This is a genomic window from Rhodoferax saidenbachensis, from assembly GCF_001955715.1.
Classification (GTDB): domain Bacteria; phylum Pseudomonadota; class Gammaproteobacteria; order Burkholderiales; family Burkholderiaceae_C; genus Allorhodoferax; species Allorhodoferax saidenbachensis.
Window position 1 is genome coordinate 1,353,843 of the sequence record NZ_CP019239.1, and the last position, 15,279, is coordinate 1,369,121.

Sequence of the window (15,279 nt, forward strand, 5' to 3'; positions counted from 1 at the left end):
TGGCAGCGGCTTACCGCTTACATCAGCAGATGCTCACCCGCGTTGTCGCCGCCCAGGGTCACGTAGTTGACCTTGCGGATGTCCATGAGCTTTTTGCCACCCGCATAGCTGATGGAGCTTTGCACGTCCTGTTCCATTTCGACCAGGGTCTCGGCCAGCTTGCCCTTGATCGGCTCCAGGATGCGCTTGCCTTCGACGTGTTTGTACTCGCCCTTGTTGAAGTCGCTGGCTGAACCGTAGTATTCCTTGAACAGCGCGCCGTCCACTTCCACGGTCTTGCCGGGGCTTTCTTCGTGGCCCGCGAACAGCGAACCGATCATCACCATGCTGGCACCAAAACGGATGCTCTTGGCAATGTCGCCATGGCTGCGGATGCCGCCGTCGGCAATGATGGGTTTGGTGGCCACACGGGCACACCACTTCAGCGCGCTGAGCTGCCAGCCGCCGGTGCCAAAACCGGTCTTGAGCTTGGTGATGCAGACCTTGCCCGGGCCCACGCCGACCTTGGTCGCGTCGGCACCCCAGTTCTCCAAGTCAATCACAGCTTCGGGCGTAGCCACATTGCCGGCAATAACGAAGCTGGCGGGCAGGTGCTTCTTCAGGTAGATGATCATGTCGCGCACGCTGTCGGCATGGCCGTGCGCGATGTCGATGGTGATGTACTCAGGCACCAGGCCTTCTTTCACGAAGGTGTCCACGGTGGCGTAATCCGCCTGCTTCACGCCCAGAGAGATCGATGCGTACAGGCCCTTGGCCTTCATGTCGCGGGTGAACTGGACGTTGTCCAGGTCAAAGCGGTGCATCACGTAGAAGTAATTGTTTTGCGCCAGCCAGGCACAAATCTTTTCGTCCACCACGGTTTTCATGTTGGCGGGGACGACGGGGAGGCGGAATTTGCGTCCGCCCAGCTCCACGCCGGCGTCGCATTCCGAGCGGCTTTCCACGCGGCACTTGCGGGGAAGCAACAAGATGTTGTCGTAGTCAAAAATTTCCATGGCCCAAGCTCCTGTCCAGTGTCAAACAAAGATATACGCCATGCGGAATCGCGTAAAAAACTGGGTCCCGCATCGCTGTCGATGAGGGCGCTTGGACTGGGCCCGGCCATAAAAAAACCGGGTCCCAATTGCTTGGGCCCGGTGACTGATTGTATACAAATCTGGTGAAGGCGTGTGGCTTTCTACAATCACCCCATGCTTTCCATGTCCGCCGCCAACGATACTGCGCTGTCCCCCCTGCTACACAACCTCAACCCCGAACAATTGGTCGCCGTGACGCTGCCGGCCGAGCACGCACTGATCCTCGCCGGCGCGGGCTCCGGCAAGACCCGGGTGCTGACCACGCGCATTGCCTGGCTGCTGCAAAACGGCTATGTCTCGCCCGGCGGTATCCTGGCGGTCACCTTTACCAACAAGGCCGCTAAGGAGATGAAGACGCGCCTGTCCGCCATGTTGCCGGTGAATGTGAATGGCATGTGGATTGGCACCTTCCACGGCCTGTGCAACCGCTTTTTGCGCGCGCATTACAAAAATGCCGGCCTGCCGCAGGCCTTCCAGATTCTGGACACACAAGACCAGCTCAGTGCCATCAAACGCTTGTGCAAACAGCACAACATCGACGGTGAGCGTTTTCCGCCCAAACAAATGGGCTGGTTTATCGGCAACTGCAAGGAAGAAGGCCTGCGCCCCAAGGACGTGGTGGCCAGCGACCCGGATACGCGCAAGAAGGTCGAGATTTACCAGCTCTACGAAGACCAGTGCCAACGCGAAGGTGTGGTGGACTTTGGTGAGTTGATGCTGCGCAGTTACGAACTGCTGCGTGACAACACCGCTATCCGCGAGCACTACCAGCGGCGCTTTCGCCACATTTTGATCGACGAGTTTCAGGACACCAACAAGCTGCAGTACGCCTGGATCAAGATGATTGCCGGGCAGGGCAGCGATGGCTTGCTCAACGGCGGCGGTGGCTCCGTACTGGCGGTGGGTGATGACGACCAGAGCATCTACGCCTTTCGCGGTGCGCGTGTGGGCAACATGACGGACTTTGTGCGCGAGTTTGCGGTGCAGCGCCAGATCAAGCTGGAAGAAAACTACCGCAGCTACAGCAACATTCTGGACAGCGCCAACGCGCTTATCAGCCACAACAGCCGCCGCCTGGGCAAGAACCTGCGCACGGCGCAGGGCGCAGGCGAACCGGTGCGGGTGTACGAGGCACCCAGTGATTTTCTGGAAGCGCAGTGGATGGTGGACGAGATGAAACAACTCATCCGCGACGACGTGGAGCGCAAGGAAATTGCGGTGCTCTACCGCAGCAATGCGCAGAGCCGGGTGATTGAGACCACGCTGTTCAACGCCGCGATTCCGTATCGCGTGTACGGTGGTCAGCGCTTCTTTGAGCGCAAAGAAATTAAGGATGCGTTGGCCTATTTGCGCATCTTGGAGAACCCCAACGACGACACCAGTTTTCTGCGTGTGGTGAACTTTCCCGCGCGTGGCATTGGCGCGCGCAGCCTGGAGCTATTGCAGGACGAGGCCAAGGCGACGGGTTGTTCGCTGCACGACGCGGTGAGCACACTCACAGGCCGCCCCGGCGCATTGATTGCGGGTTTTGTCGCCAAACTCGATGTGTTGCGCGAGCAGACGGCTGACAAGACCCTCAAGGACATCGTCACGTTGATGCTGGACCAGAGCGGCCTGCTGGAGCACTACCGCAATGACCGCGAAGGCGAAGACCGCATCGAGAACTTGGACGAACTGGTCAACGCCGCCGAGAGTTTTGTCATGCAGGAAGGTTTTGGCCGCGAAGCGCCGGGTATGGCGCAGTTGGCCAGTGCGCCCAATGCCTTGACCCAAAGCCCGGCCAGCCAGGGCTTGAGCGGCGATGCGCTGAATGCAGCGCCCGACGAATTTGGCGACACCGGCGAAACCCTCTCGCCGCTGCAGGCCTTCCTGACCCACGCCGCGCTGGAAGCGGGCGACAACATGGCCGCCGCCGGACAGGACGCGATCCAGTTGATGACTGTGCACAGTTCCAAGGGGCTGGAGTTTGACTGCGTGTTTATCACCGGCATGGAAGAGGGCCTTTTCCCGCACGAGAACTCCCTGAGTGACCGCGACGGACTGGAGGAAGAACGCCGCCTGGCCTATGTGGCCATCACGCGCGCGCGCAAGCGCCTGTACCTGAGCCATTCGCAAACCCGCATGCTGCACGGCCAGACGCGCTTCAATCTCAAGAGCCGCTTCTTTGACGAACTGCCCGAGGAGTGCCTCAAGTACCTCACGCCCAAACAGCAGCCCATGCCCGCCGGGGGCGGCTTTGGTGGTAGCTGGGGCAATGGATATGCTACGAATTCAGGAGCTGGTCGCGCATATTCCACGGGGGCTACAGCCTCATTTGGCACTTATTCCGCGCCGCAGAAGGAAGTTGCCCGCAAGGAAGACCCCACCGGCCTGCAAAAGGGCCAGAAGGTTTTCCACGCCAAGTTTGGCGAGGGCACGGTGCTCACGCTGGAAGGTGCGGGCGACGATGCGCGCGCGCAGATCAACTTCCCGCGCCACGGCACCAAGTGGCTGGCGCTGAGCGTGGCCAAACTGACACCCGTTCCCTGAGTTTTGGAGAGCCCCCATGAGTCTGGACATTGCCAACACCCCGCCCGCGCCGTACTACGCGGTCATCTTCACCAACCTGCGCACCGCTGTCGATGAGGGGTATGGCGACATGGCCGAGAAGATGGTGGCGCTGGCTGCGCAGCAGCCGGGTTTTCTGGGTGTGGAGTCGGCACGTGACGGTCTGGGCATCACGGTGTCGTACTGGAAAGACCTCGAATCCATCCGCGCCTGGAAGGCCCATGCCGAGCACCAGGTGGCGCAGCAGTTGGGGCATGCCAAGTGGTACGCCGCGTTCAAAACCCGCATCGCCCGGGTGGAGCGCGACTACGCGCTCTGAGCGCGCGCTGATTACAAGCCAAATTGGCCTCTAGCCCTTGTGGAATATGCGCAAGCAGCTATTAAAAGAATAGCTATACGGTGAAAAATGCCAACTGCTAAACTCCTGACCATGCGTAGATGGCTGGCCCTGTTGATTCTGGTTTTGTTGCCCTTGCAGCTCACATGGGCTGCAACGAGCGCCTATTGTCAGCACGAAGCCGGGTCTATGGGCCAACACGTGGGGCACCACGTGCACAAACACAGCAACCCTGCGGACGATGCCTCCGGCACAGTGAAGGCAAATATCGGCGATGCAGACTGTGGCACCTGCCACGCGGGCTGTGCGTTTGCGGTGCCCAGCCATTTGGCGGCCACGGGTTTGTATGCCGCATCGGTTCTGACGGCTGCCCGCCAGCCCCTGCGAACCTCACCACCCCTCGACATCCCAGACCGCCCTCAATGGCCTATCCAGGCCTGATGGGGGAGTTGGCCTCTCGTTTTTTTCGCTGACAGACGCAAAGGCCCGTACGGGCAACGTTGCTCTGTCCGCTGAAAAGTGCGACCTGTGCCGCCGGTTGGGCTGACCCATCCGCTTGCCAAGCGGGCGCAGCCACACGCCTCCCTCGACTCCCAAGTCGCCAGCCGTATGGCTGGCCTGCTTCACAACGGAATCTGAGGTGTTTTTATGGTGTCAAACCCGTGGGGTAGATCCCCGCGATTTTTATGGGCGCTGGTCGTCATGGGCATGGTGGCGCTGGACCAGTTCACCAAAGCGTATTTTTCAGCCACCATCCCCTTTGGCGCGGGCATGGAGATCACCAGTTGGTTCAACCTGGTCCATGCACGCAACACGGGCGCAGCGTTCTCCTTTCTGGCAGACGCCGGAGGGTGGCAGCGGTATTTCCTGATTCTGATCAGCTTGCTGGTTGTGTTGCCGATTGCTTTCGTGTGCCTGATGAAGCGCACCGATCCTGTCCAGCGCTGGATCGGTGCTGCCGTCGTCGCGGGTGGGTCCGGGAACCTCATAGACCGTATCCAGACCGGGGCAGTGGTGGACTTTCTCGATCTGCACTGGAGGGGTCTGCACTGGCCCGCCTTCAATCTGGCCGACGTGTGGGTGGTTGCTGCCGCGCTGGCCTGGCTGGTTTTGTCGGTGCGGGCGCCCTCGGGCCCGAAAGCCGCTGTCGGGGAGACCAGGCCATGAAGCAGGGTTGGCGTTTTTTGCTGGCCGCATGGCTGGTGGCCGTGTTTGCCACTGCCGGGGCCTTGTTCATTGGCGAAGTGATGCTGATGGCGCCCTGCAACCTGTGCTGGTACCAGCGCATCTGCATGTTCCCGCTGGCGCTGCTGCTGGGTAGGGCCTGTTACGGCGAAGACCGGCGCGGTGCGGTGTACGCCCTGCCGCTGGCCGCGGCCGGAAGTGCGGTGGCGCTGTACCACACGCTGCTGGTCGCAGGCGCCATTCCCACGACCTGGATTCCCTGCAGCGCCGGTATCTCGTGTGCGGACCAAAAGTTGGAAATCCTCAACGGAATCCAGATCCCGTGGCTGTCGCTGTTGGCCTTTCTAGCCATCACTGCACTGCTCACCGTTTACCTGAAAAGAACTTCGAAATGAACTCCAAAAAAATCACTGTCATCCTTCTTGTCGCAATTGTTGCCGTGGCGTTTCTCTTCGGCATGAACGTGTACCAGCGCCGTGTTGAGAATGCACAGGCCGAAAAAGTCAGCCAATCGGAAAGCAGCCTGGTGCGGGCGCATTCCACCATCCTGGGGCCCCAAGACGCGCGCGTGACCATCGTCGAATTTTTCGACCCGGCGTGTGAGACCTGCCGTGCGTTCTACCCCTTCGTCAAGGATCTGATGAAGAAGTACCCGAACGACGTGCGGCTGGTCATTCGTTACGCGCCTTTCCACAACGGCTCGGACAAAGTGGTCAAGATGCTGGAGGCCGCCAAGCGCCAGGACAAATACCTGCCTGTTCTGGAAATGGTGTTGGCCGCCCAACCGATGTGGGCCGACCATGGCAACCCCAATGTGGAGCTGGCCTACCAGGCCGCAGCACAGGCGGGCCTGGATATCAAAAAAGCGCTGGCCGATGCGCAAGACCCTGCCATCGACACGGCGCTCAGGCAAGACATTCAAGACTTGACGACGCTGCAGGTCACCAAGACGCCCACTTTTTTTGTGAATGGAAAAGGCTTGCCCACCTTTGGTTCCGAGCAACTCGCTGCCTTGGTGGCCGAAGAGGTTGCCAAGAGCCGGAAATGAGGGCGTATCCATGCAGACAAGTCATCTTCTGGCAGGCGGGCAACGTAGGGGGCCGGTCTCTTGCCCACATGGTCAGCTGTCGCGCTGGGTGCCGCTGGTCGCAGCGCTCTGGATGGGAGCGCTGCATCCTTCGTATGGCGAGCCGTTGTCGGGCAAATCCAGGCCGGTGGCCGAAGCCAGGCCAACGCCATCCACCGATGGCGTGGCAGAGGCCCGGTTGATAGAGGTGTACCGCCAGATCGCCAACGCCAACCACCGCGACGCCTTGCGCAGGGCGGAGAAGCTGGTCACGGACTACCCGCATTTTCAGTTGGCCCAGTTGGTCTACGGCGACCTGCTGTCCACCCAGACACGGCCCCTGCAGGCGGTGGGTGATGTCCCCTCTGATTTGGCGCGGGCCGGTGCCGAGAATCTGAACGCACTGCGGTCTGAGGCACAACTGCGCATTGCGGCCATCAAGGAGCGTCCTCCTGCAGATGCCCTCCCTTCCCAATTCGTGGCCTTGTCCCGGCGCAACAAACACGCTATCGCGGTAGACACCGCCAAGGCACGCCTGTATCTGTTCGAGAACACGGGTAACGGCACCCGTTTGCTGGCGGACTATTACATCTCGGTGGGCAAAGCGGGGGTGGGGAAAAATGTGGAAGGTGACCTGCGCACCCCGTTGGGTGTCTATTTCATCACCAGCAGCCTGGACCCCAAAAGTCTGCCCGACTTGTATGGCTCGGGGGCGCTGCCGGTCAGCTACCCCAATGTGCTGGATGTGCGCAGAGGCAAAACCGGCAGTGGCATCTGGCTGCATGGCACGCCATCGCACCAGTTCACACGCGAGCCCCAGGCCACCGAAGGCTGTGTCGCGGTGGCAAACCCCGATCTGGACCGCATCATCCGTACCGTGGAAATTCGCACGACGCCGGTGCTGATTGGCAAAAACTTCCGCTGGTTGCGCCCGTCCCAACTGGCCGCTGAAAAGCAGTTGTTGACCGATACCCTGAAGACCTGGGCCCAAACCAAGAAAGACGGGCAGGCGGCGGACCTGCTCCGGTTCTACGCCAACGATTTCAATGCGGATGGCAAGGACCTGGCCCAGTTCGCCCAGGGATTGCGCACCGAGCTGCAAAAGCTTGGCGGGCGGGCGGTGCAGCTCAGAGACCTGTCGCTGATCCGCTGGACGGACGAGGCCGAGATCCTGGTGGTGACCTTTGGCGAGGTGGTGATGGGCGAGCGCTCCGGGCGCACGGTGCGCCAATACTGGCAACGCCGCGCCAATGTATGGAAGATCATTTACGAAGGCGTTGCCGGGTGAGTACAGCGGTGGATTTACCCCTGTGGCTGCGTGGATTTTTATAAAAAGCGGCCGAAACCCTTTTGGAGTATGCGCAAACAGCTATTAAAACGATAGTGTTTGCATCGGCGCCCTCGGCGCACCTGTAGCGCATGGGCATCTTGCCAACACCGGACAACCGGCGGCACGTCGCGTTCAAGACCCGCATTGCCTGGTGGGGCGCGACCAAGCGCTCTGGGGGCAGGCCGCAGGGCGTGGGGGGAAGGGTTTCACACAACTGTCACGTTGGGTTTCTAGCATAGGGGTATCCATCCCCCAACCCTGGAAAACCGACCATGACATCACTGCAACAACCCGGCCGGCGCACGGCGCTCAAATTCCTTGCCACGGCGCCCATGTTGCCCCTGAGCACCCTTGGTGCAAGTACCTTGCTCGGCGGTTGTGCCACTACTGGTACGGCCATGTCCAGCGCCCCATTTGCGTCGGCGGCCTTCAGCGCCATGGCCGCCCCCACACTGGCCAATCCGGCTGCCATGGCGACCACTACCGTGGCCTCCAGCCTGCAAGTGACCCTGCAGGATGGCACCACCCGTGCGTACAAGCTGGCGTACGAGCCTTTCTTCATCACCGGTGACCAAGTGCCCGATGGCAAAGGCGGCACCGTGCTGGCCGGCGGCTACGTGGATATTCTGAACAAGCCCATTTTCGACAAATCGGTCCCAGGCAAAGAACGTCAGTTTTTCTCGGACTGCCCGGATGGCACCTCCCTGTTGCAACTGCCAACGACGACGGTCAAGGGCATCAAGGGCAAGGCCGTGTTTGCCGTAGTTCAGTTTGAATACACCAATGCCGACCAATCCGGCGCCGATGCCTATGGCACCTTGCCATCCCCCATCGCGGTGTTGACGTTGGACCAAGACCCCACCACGGGCAAACTCACACTGGTGAAGTACCACAACGTGGACACCTCGCAGGCGCAAGGTCTGTGGATCACCTGTGGTTCGAGCCTGTCGCCCTGGGGTACGCATCTGTCCAGTGAAGAGTACGAACCCGATGCCTTCTCGGTGGCGGACAACAAGGTCTTCAAATCCTTCAGCAAAAATCTGTTTGGTGACGAAAGCATTGCCAACCCTTACCACTATGGCCATCAGCCCGAAGTGACGGTGAACCCCGACGGTTCTGGCACCCTGGTCAAGCACTATTGCATGGGCCGCCTGTCGCACGAGCTGATCCAGGTCATGCCAGACAACCGTACCGCGCTGATGGGCAACGACGCCACCAACAGCGGCCTGTTCATGTTCGTGGCGGACAAGGAAAAACAGCTGTCTGCAGGTACCTTGTATGTGGCCAAGTTGGGCGCAGGCTTCTCTATCGACCCTGCTGCGCCTGGCGCCAAGATCAGCTGGATCAAACTGGGCCATGCCACCAGCGACGACATTGAAAAAATGGCCAACACGCTCAAGCCCACGGACATCATGGATGTCCGCAAGGCCGACCCGAGCGACGCCAGCTTCACCAAGATTTTCTACAACGGCACCGCCAACTGGATCAAGGTCAAGCCTGGCATGGAAAAGGCCGCCGCTTTCCTGGAAACCCAGCGTTACGCCTACCTGATGGGGGGCAGCATGGGCTTCACCAAGATGGAAGGCACGACCGTCAACATCAAGGACAAGATTGCCTACTCGGCACTGCAAAACATCCAGGACTCCATGGTCAAGGACGGCAAGGGATGGAATGCCCAAAGCGGCATTACCGTGAACAAGGCCTTGATCGCGGGTGGCGTGATGGCCCACAACCTGGCAGGCGGCCAGGCTGACCAAACCGGCGCTGCCATCAAGAGCGAGTGGGTACCCCACCAGATGCGTGCCTTGTTCATGGGTGAGGACATCGCCTCGGACGCTTTGGGCAATCTGGCCAATCCGGACATGGTGTCCAACCCCGACAACCTCAAGTTCTCGGAGAAGCTGCGGACCTTGTTCATTGGCGAGGACAGCAGCACCCACGTGAACAACTTCGTGTGGGCCTACAACGTGGACACCAAGAAGTTCAGCCGTTTGATGTCCATGCCCGTCGGCGCGGAAGCCACCGGTCTGGGTGTCGTGGACGACTTGAATGGCTGGACCTACATCACCACCAATTTCCAACACCCCGGTGACTGGATTCCCAAGTTGCACGGCAAAGTGCAAGCCACGCTGGACCCGTTGGTGCGTGCCAACTACAAAAACCGCTTCGGTGCAGCGGTGGGTTATTTGACGGGTGCTCCCGCAGCCATCAAGCTGGGCTGAACGATCGTCACATGAATGAAAAAGCCGGGCAGTGCCCGGCTTTTTCATGGTGCAAGAGAGGCTCTTAGAGCATGGGCATTTCAGCCGGATGCCGCTGACCGTCCTTCTCTTCCATATAACCCCTGCCGTCTTTCACGCCCTTTTTGCCGAGCACTTGCCAGGCGGTGCGCTGGTTCACCAGTTGGGCCAGGAACTCCAGCTCTTCGTCGGTGTGGTTGATGGCCTTGGCGGGCGTCAGTGAACGGCCGTTTTTCGGAGTGACTTCGCCCCAGAAAGCCTGGTGATAGTCGGAGCGGCTGGTGGTCTTGTCCCGGCCGGAGCTCATGTCCACCGTGCCATAACAGTTGCAGAAATAGCTGCGGCCTTCCTGGTTGGCAAAGATCTCGGTGTACACGCCGGTACCGCGGATGCCTGCGGTCAGGGTTGGCGTGATGATCTGGCGGCTGGTGCCCTTGCCCCACACGCTGATTACAGCGCCTGTCACCAAACGCAGCAGGCTCACGGCGCTCAAGGTGTTGCCACGTTCCACTGTCATCATGGAGTTCTGGCGCACGTGGAAAGACGAATTGCCCAGCACAAAAATCAGGCTGGAGCCCGGGCCGGTGGCGATCTGGTCGCCAGTTTGCACTGACTGCCCGTTCACCAGACGGCCGCCGTTGACCGTGGCGTCACCCACCAGTTCCACCACATTGCTGCGTGATTGCGCTTGTGCGGCACCAAAGCCGCCCATCGCGGTCCAGGCTGCGGCAGATTGCAGAAAACTGCGGCGCTGGAACCACAGCACCTCGGATTCAGTGCGGCCTTGCAAATGGTGCTGCGTCATGGGGTGTCTCCGGTAGTGGAAAGGTCAAAACTGTCGCTGTACGTGAAATAGAGGGAGGTAAAAAACATGGCTGCTATCAGCAGGATGGCCGGAAACAGCAGGGCGGCCGTGGCATCTGCACTGCCCCACAACGCGCCCATGGTCGCCACCAGCATACCCACGGCCAGGAATACAGCCATCCAGACCAACCCGAATACCGTGAAGGCCCAGAAATTGCGCATGCAGGCCACCAGGCTGAAAAACAGGCTCTTGACCGGCGACACGCCATGCCAGTGCACCAGTGCCGGGGCATGCCAGAACATCAGCGACAAAGGCATGTACAGCGCCAGGAACAGCAGCAGCGCGATCTGAAAATTGGGCTCCTGCAGGGTCTCGGCGTTAAACGCCCCGCCCAGCAGATACAGCTTGGCCAGTTGGCCGCCATCCACCAGCGCAGTCAGTCCCATGGTGCCCAGAAATCCCAGCGCATACAGGGCGCCCAGCACCAGCATGGCCTGGGTTTGCGGGCGTCCGGCACGAAAGGCGCTGAACAACATCAGGGGCATGGGGAACTTGCCCTCGGTGGCCTGCTGGCTCGCAGCCATCAGGCCCAGTGTGGCCGCCGGCATAAACGCCAGGGCCAGCGCACTGCCAATGAAGGGGACCATGCTCAGGATGGACATGGTGGCCATGAACATGAAGAACATGCCTGCCAGCGCCAATGGCTGTTTGAAGAAGGTCCGTATGCCCAGCTTGACCCACTGGCTTCCCCGGCTGGCCGGGACGATTTGGAGCTTCATGCGGCAAGGCTTTCGGTGGTTTCCACCACAGGCAGGGTCAGAGGGTGTTGGATACGCTGGCGCAGTACCCGCTCGAAATGGCTGGGGTCATGTGCTTTGAGCATGGAGGCTTCGCGTGGCAGGTGCAGGTCCCAGAGGCGTGAGAGCCAGAAGCGCAGTGCACCGGCGCGCGCCATGGCGGGCAGCAGCGTGCGTTCTTGCGCTTTCAGCGGGCGCACGGCGGTGTAGGCGTCCAGGAAGGCGGCGGTGCGCTCGGCATCCGTCGCGCCGGTTTCCAGATCAATACACCAATCGTTGAGGCACACCGCAATGTCGAACAGCCAAGCGTCGTTGCCGGCAAAGTAGAAATCGAAGAAACCGGTGAGGGCGGGCGTGTGCGCTGCATCGGCCGCCACCTCGAACATCACGTTGTCGCGGAACAGGTCGGCGTGGATGGCGCCTTGTGGCAGGGCGCCATAGGCCGACTGCGTGGCCACGTGGTTCTGGTAGGCCAGTTCGCTTTGCAGCAGCGCCGCCTGGGCGGGCTCCAGAAAAGGCAGCACCACGGGCACCGTCTCGTTCCACCAGGGCAGGGCGCGCAGGTTGGGCTGCTGCATCGAATAGTCACGCCCGGCCAAATGCATGCGGGCCAGCATGCTGCCTACCAGCGTGCAATGCGCGGCGTCAGGGCGCAGTTCGCTCTTGCCGCGCAGGCGGTTGACCACGGCAGCGGGCTTGCCATTCAGGTGGTGTAGCACGTCGCCGTCGCGGTTGGCGGCCGGGTCCGGCACGGGAATGCCGTGGTGGGCCAGGTGTTTCATCAGCCGCAGGTAAAACGGCAACTGCTCGGCGCTGAGCCGCTCGAACAGGGTCAGCACATAGGCGCCCTGGTCGGTGGTGACGAAATAGTTGGTGTTTTCAATGCCGCCCGAACACCCCTCCATGGATTGGAGGGTGCCCAGGGCAAGACTTTGCAAAAATTGGTTGGCTTCCTCGAAGGAAACCTCTGTGTAAACCGCCATGGCCGAATTGTAGGGCCCATGCCGGAACCGGCCGTCTGTGGGACAGGCAAAATGGCCCTATGAGTGAAACTGTCAAAACCCTGCTGCTGGTCGATGGCTCCAGCTACCTCTACCGCGCCTTTTTTGCCGGTGGCGAAACCATGAGCATCACGCTGCCCGACGGCACGGTGCAAAAGACCGGTGCCATCCGCATCATGATCAACATGATGAACAGCCTGCGCAAGGAAGTGCCGGCCGATTACGTGGCCTGTGTGTTTGACGCCAAGGGCCCGACCTTTCGCGACGCCATCTACCCCCAATACAAGGCGCACCGCGACCCCATGCCCGACGACCTGCGCAGCCAGATCGCACCCATCCACGAGGTGGTGCGCCACCTGGGCTGGACCGTACTGGACGTGCCCGGCGTGGAGGCCGACGACGTGATCGGCACGCTGGCCGTCACCGCAGCCAACCAGGGCATCGAAGTGATCGTGAGCAGCGGCGATAAAGACCTGGCGCAACTGGTCAACGAACGCATCACCATCATCGACACCATGAACGGCAAGCGCCGCGACCTGGCCGGTGTGCAGGCAGAGTTCGGAATACCCGCCCACCTGATGCTGGATTACCAGAACCTGGTGGGTGACACCGTGGACAACGTGCCCGGCGTGCCCAAAGTGGGCCCCAAGACGGCCGTGAAGTGGCTGCTGGAATACGGCTCGCTGCAAGCCGTGGTGGACAACGCGGACAAGATTGGCGGCGTCGTGGGCGAGAACCTGCGCAAGACGCTGGACTGGCTGCCGACAGGCCGCAGCCTGCTGACTATCAAGACCGACTGCGACCTGAAAGACTGGCTGCCCGATCTGCCTGCTATGGATTCCATAGCTGTCGGCGCAGAAGATACGGGGGCTTTGGTCACTTTTTATGAGAAATATGGATTCAAAGGATTGGCCAAGTCACTCAGCGGCGCCAGTGCCGACGCGGGCACACCGGCCGCCGCGCCCAAGGCTGGCAAGGCCAAGGCGTCTGCCCCGGGCCTGTTTGATGAAGCCGAGCCTGCCGCAGCTGCGCCTGCACCCCGTGCCAGCAACCTGGCCTACGACACCATCCTGACCTGGGAGATGTTCGACACCTGGTTAGCCAAGCTGGAAGCCGCCGAGCTGGTTGCGCTGGACACCGAAACCACCTCGCTCGATGAAATGCGTGCCGAGATTGTTGGCATATCGTTCAGCGTGGAGCCGGGCCAAGCGGCCTACATTCCGGTGTCCCACCGGTACCCGGACGCACCGGAACAACTGAACCGCGAAGAGGTGCTGGCCAAACTCAAACCCTGGCTGGAAAACCCCAAGGCACTGAAGCTGGGCCAACACATGAAATACGACCGCCATGTGTTTGCCAACCACGGCATCGAGGTGCAGGGCTACGCGCACGACACCATGCTGCAAAGCTACGTGCTGGAAGTGCATATGCCGCATGGCCTGTCCAGCTTGGCAGACCGGCATCTGGGGCGCAGCGGCATCACGTATGAAGATTTGTGCGGCAAGGGCGCGAACCAGATTCCGTTTGACCAGGTCGATATTGCCAAGGCCGCTGAATACTCCTGCGAAGACTCGGACCAGACGCTGGACGTGCACCGCGTGCTGTGGCCGCAACTGCAGGCCAACGACAAACTCAAGTTCATCTACGAACTGGAAATCGCCAGCAGCGAAACCCTGTACCGCATCGAGCGCAACGGCGTGTTGATTGACGCGCCCACCTTGGCCAAACAAAGTCATGAGCTGGGCCAGCGCATCCTGCAACTGGAAACCGAGGCGTACGAGATTGCAGGGCAACCGTTCAACCTGAGCAGCCCCAAGCAGTTGGGCGAAATTTTCTTTGACAAGCTGGGCATGCCGGTGGTCAAGAAGACCGCGACGGGCGCGCGCAGCACCGATGAAGAGGTTCTGGAGAAGCTGGCCGAGGACTACCCACTGCCCGCCAAGCTGCTGGAGCACCGCGGACTGGCCAAACTCAAGGGCACCTACACCGACAAGCTGGCGCAACTGGCGTTGCCAAGCGATGGCCGTGTGCACACACATTACGCCCAGGCCGTGGCCGTGACAGGACGCTTGAGCAGCAACGACCCTAACTTGCAGAACATCCCGATCCGCACCGCGGAAGGCCGCCGCGTGCGTGAGGCCTTTGTGGCACCTGCTGGCTCGGTGATTGCCAGCGCCGATTACTCACAGATCGAGCTGCGCATCATGGCCCACATCAGCGACGATGCGGCATTGCTCAAGGCCTTCCATGACGGGCTGGACGTGCACCGCGCCACGGCCGCTGAAGTGTTTGGCGTGCCGGTGGACCAGGTGAGCAGTGAGCAGCGGCGCTACGCCAAGGTCATCAACTTCGGCCTGATCTACGGCATGAGCGCCTTTGGCCTGGCGCGCAATCTGGGCATCGACAACACCGCGGCCAAGAACTACATCGCGCGTTACTTTGAGCGTTACCCGGGCGTCAAGACCTATATGGAAACCACACGCGAGCTGGCCAAAAGCCAAGGCTATGTGGAAACCGTGTTTGGCCGGCGTTTGCAGCTGGCCGGTATCAAGACCGCCAAGGGTGCGCAATTGGCAGGGCTGGAGCGGGCCGCGATCAACGCACCCATGCAGGGCACAGCGGCGGACCTGATCAAGCTCAGCATGAACAAGGTGCAGCAGGTGCTGGACGCCGAAAAACGCGCCACCAAGATGATCATGCAGGTGCACGATGAACTGGTGTTTGAGGTGCCGGACCACGAGGTGGAGTGGCTCAAGACCGAAATCCCACGCTTGATGGCCGGTGTGGCGGACCTCAAAGTGCCGCTGCTGGCCGAGGTGGGGGTGGGCCCCAACTGGGACAAGGCGCATTGAAAAGACGGTGGCTCTACAGCTTGCCATGTGTCACAGAGCGAGG

Annotated in this window: 13 protein-coding genes; 9 read left to right on the plus strand and 4 right to left on the minus strand. The window is 60.9% G+C overall.

Annotated elements, in window-relative coordinates:
* Nucleotides 1-17: 17 nt before the first annotated feature.
* A complete protein-coding gene (locus RS694_RS06495) occupies nt 18-995 on the minus strand; it encodes a GMP reductase (protein ID WP_029706801.1) in 978 nt (325 codons plus the stop codon).
* 195 nt (nt 996-1,190) lie between these two features.
* Here RS694_RS06495 and RS694_RS06500 point away from each other — a divergent pair, with 195 nt between their 5' ends.
* The 8 genes from RS694_RS06500 to RS694_RS06535 all read left to right on the plus strand — a co-directional run bounded on the left by RS694_RS06500 (nt 1,191) and on the right by RS694_RS06535 (nt 9,763).
* Nucleotides 1,191-3,605, plus strand: a complete 2,415-nt coding sequence (locus tag RS694_RS06500) for a UvrD-helicase domain-containing protein (protein WP_051391776.1) — start codon at nt 1,191-1,193, stop codon at nt 3,603-3,605.
* 22 nt (nt 3,606-3,627) lie between these two features.
* Nucleotides 3,628-3,942 (plus strand): antibiotic biosynthesis monooxygenase family protein, encoded by a 315-nt coding sequence (locus RS694_RS06505; RefSeq protein ID WP_420805927.1) that lies wholly within the window; start codon nt 3,628-3,630, stop codon nt 3,940-3,942.
* Nucleotides 3,943-4,053: 111 nt separating this feature from the next.
* Nucleotides 4,054-4,401, plus strand: a complete 348-nt coding sequence (czcI, locus tag RS694_RS06510) for a cation efflux protein, CzcI family (RefSeq protein WP_029706798.1) — start codon at nt 4,054-4,056, stop codon at nt 4,399-4,401.
* Nucleotides 4,402-4,608: 207 nt separating this feature from the next.
* Nucleotides 4,609-5,127, plus strand: a complete 519-nt coding sequence (gene lspA / locus RS694_RS06515) for a signal peptidase II (RefSeq protein WP_037246920.1) — start codon at nt 4,609-4,611, stop codon at nt 5,125-5,127.
* Nucleotides 5,124-5,540, plus strand: a complete 417-nt coding sequence (locus RS694_RS06520) for a disulfide bond formation protein B (RefSeq protein WP_029706796.1) — start codon at nt 5,124-5,126, stop codon at nt 5,538-5,540. The genes lspA and RS694_RS06520 overlap by 4 nt, the downstream gene beginning before the upstream one ends.
* The gene (locus RS694_RS06525) at nt 5,537-6,193 is read left to right on the plus strand and encodes a DsbA family protein (RefSeq protein WP_029706795.1); all 657 of its coding nucleotides are present in this window, start codon (nt 5,537-5,539) and stop codon (nt 6,191-6,193) included. The genes RS694_RS06520 and RS694_RS06525 overlap by 4 nt, the downstream gene beginning before the upstream one ends.
* 10 nt (nt 6,194-6,203) lie before the next feature.
* Nucleotides 6,204-7,499, plus strand: coding sequence for a L,D-transpeptidase family protein (locus RS694_RS06530; RefSeq protein WP_081708577.1), 1,296 nt, complete (start codon nt 6,204-6,206; stop codon nt 7,497-7,499).
* Nucleotides 7,500-7,813: 314 nt separating this feature from the next.
* Nucleotides 7,814-9,763 (plus strand): PhoX family protein, encoded by a 1,950-nt coding sequence (locus tag RS694_RS06535; RefSeq protein WP_029706793.1) that lies wholly within the window; start codon nt 7,814-7,816, stop codon nt 9,761-9,763.
* A 64-nt stretch (nt 9,764-9,827) separates the two neighbouring features.
* On the opposite strand, the gene RS694_RS06540 is transcribed toward RS694_RS06535, so the two are convergent.
* Genes RS694_RS06540 through RS694_RS06550 form a run of 3 tightly spaced genes read right to left on the minus strand, consistent with a single transcriptional unit; the run spans nt 9,828 to nt 12,366 of the window.
* Nucleotides 9,828-10,586 carry a FecR family protein gene (locus RS694_RS06540; protein ID WP_029706792.1) on the minus strand — a complete coding sequence of 253 codons (759 nt, stop codon included), beginning with the start codon at nt 10,584-10,586 and terminating at the stop codon, nt 9,828-9,830.
* Nucleotides 10,583-11,365 carry a BPSS1780 family membrane protein gene (locus RS694_RS06545; RefSeq protein ID WP_029706791.1) on the minus strand — a complete coding sequence of 261 codons (783 nt, stop codon included), beginning with the start codon at nt 11,363-11,365 and terminating at the stop codon, nt 10,583-10,585. The genes RS694_RS06540 and RS694_RS06545 overlap by 4 nt, the downstream gene beginning before the upstream one ends.
* Nucleotides 11,362-12,366: a homoserine kinase gene (locus RS694_RS06550; RefSeq protein WP_051391773.1), complete on the minus strand. Its 1,005-nt coding sequence runs from the start codon at nt 12,364-12,366 to the stop codon at nt 11,362-11,364. Before RS694_RS06550 ends, RS694_RS06545 begins: the two co-directional genes overlap by 4 nt.
* Nucleotides 12,367-12,425: 59 nt before the next feature.
* On the opposite strand from RS694_RS06550, the gene polA reads away from it, so the two are divergent.
* Nucleotides 12,426-15,236: a DNA polymerase I gene (polA, locus tag RS694_RS06555; protein WP_029706789.1), complete on the plus strand. Its 2,811-nt coding sequence runs from the start codon at nt 12,426-12,428 to the stop codon at nt 15,234-15,236.
* Nucleotides 15,237-15,279 lie beyond the last annotated feature (43 nt).

What these genes read in the sequence shown, in the direction of transcription:
- polA (WP_029706789.1), top strand. Translation starts at nt 12,426, where the DNA reads ATGAGTGAAACTGTCAAAACCCTGCTGCTGGTCGATGGCTCCAGCTAC.
- RS694_RS06540 (WP_029706792.1), bottom strand. Translation starts at nt 10,586, where the DNA reads ATGACGCAGCACCATTTGCAAGGCCGCACTGAATCCGAGGTGCTGTGG.
- RS694_RS06535 (WP_029706793.1), top strand. Translation starts at nt 7,814, where the DNA reads ATGACATCACTGCAACAACCCGGCCGGCGCACGGCGCTCAAATTCCTT.
- RS694_RS06500 (WP_051391776.1), top strand. Translation starts at nt 1,191, where the DNA reads ATGCTTTCCATGTCCGCCGCCAACGATACTGCGCTGTCCCCCCTGCTA.
- RS694_RS06550 (WP_051391773.1), bottom strand. Translation starts at nt 12,366, where the DNA reads ATGGCGGTTTACACAGAGGTTTCCTTCGAGGAAGCCAACCAATTTTTG.
- RS694_RS06495 (WP_029706801.1), bottom strand. Translation starts at nt 995, where the DNA reads ATGGAAATTTTTGACTACGACAACATCTTGTTGCTTCCCCGCAAGTGC.
- RS694_RS06525 (WP_029706795.1), top strand. Translation starts at nt 5,537, where the DNA reads ATGAACTCCAAAAAAATCACTGTCATCCTTCTTGTCGCAATTGTTGCC.
- lspA (WP_037246920.1), top strand. Translation starts at nt 4,609, where the DNA reads ATGGTGTCAAACCCGTGGGGTAGATCCCCGCGATTTTTATGGGCGCTG.
- RS694_RS06545 (WP_029706791.1), bottom strand. Translation starts at nt 11,365, where the DNA reads ATGAAGCTCCAAATCGTCCCGGCCAGCCGGGGAAGCCAGTGGGTCAAG.
- RS694_RS06520 (WP_029706796.1), top strand. Translation starts at nt 5,124, where the DNA reads ATGAAGCAGGGTTGGCGTTTTTTGCTGGCCGCATGGCTGGTGGCCGTG.
- czcI (WP_029706798.1), top strand. Translation starts at nt 4,054, where the DNA reads ATGCGTAGATGGCTGGCCCTGTTGATTCTGGTTTTGTTGCCCTTGCAG.
- RS694_RS06530 (WP_081708577.1), top strand. Translation starts at nt 6,204, where the DNA reads ATGCAGACAAGTCATCTTCTGGCAGGCGGGCAACGTAGGGGGCCGGTC.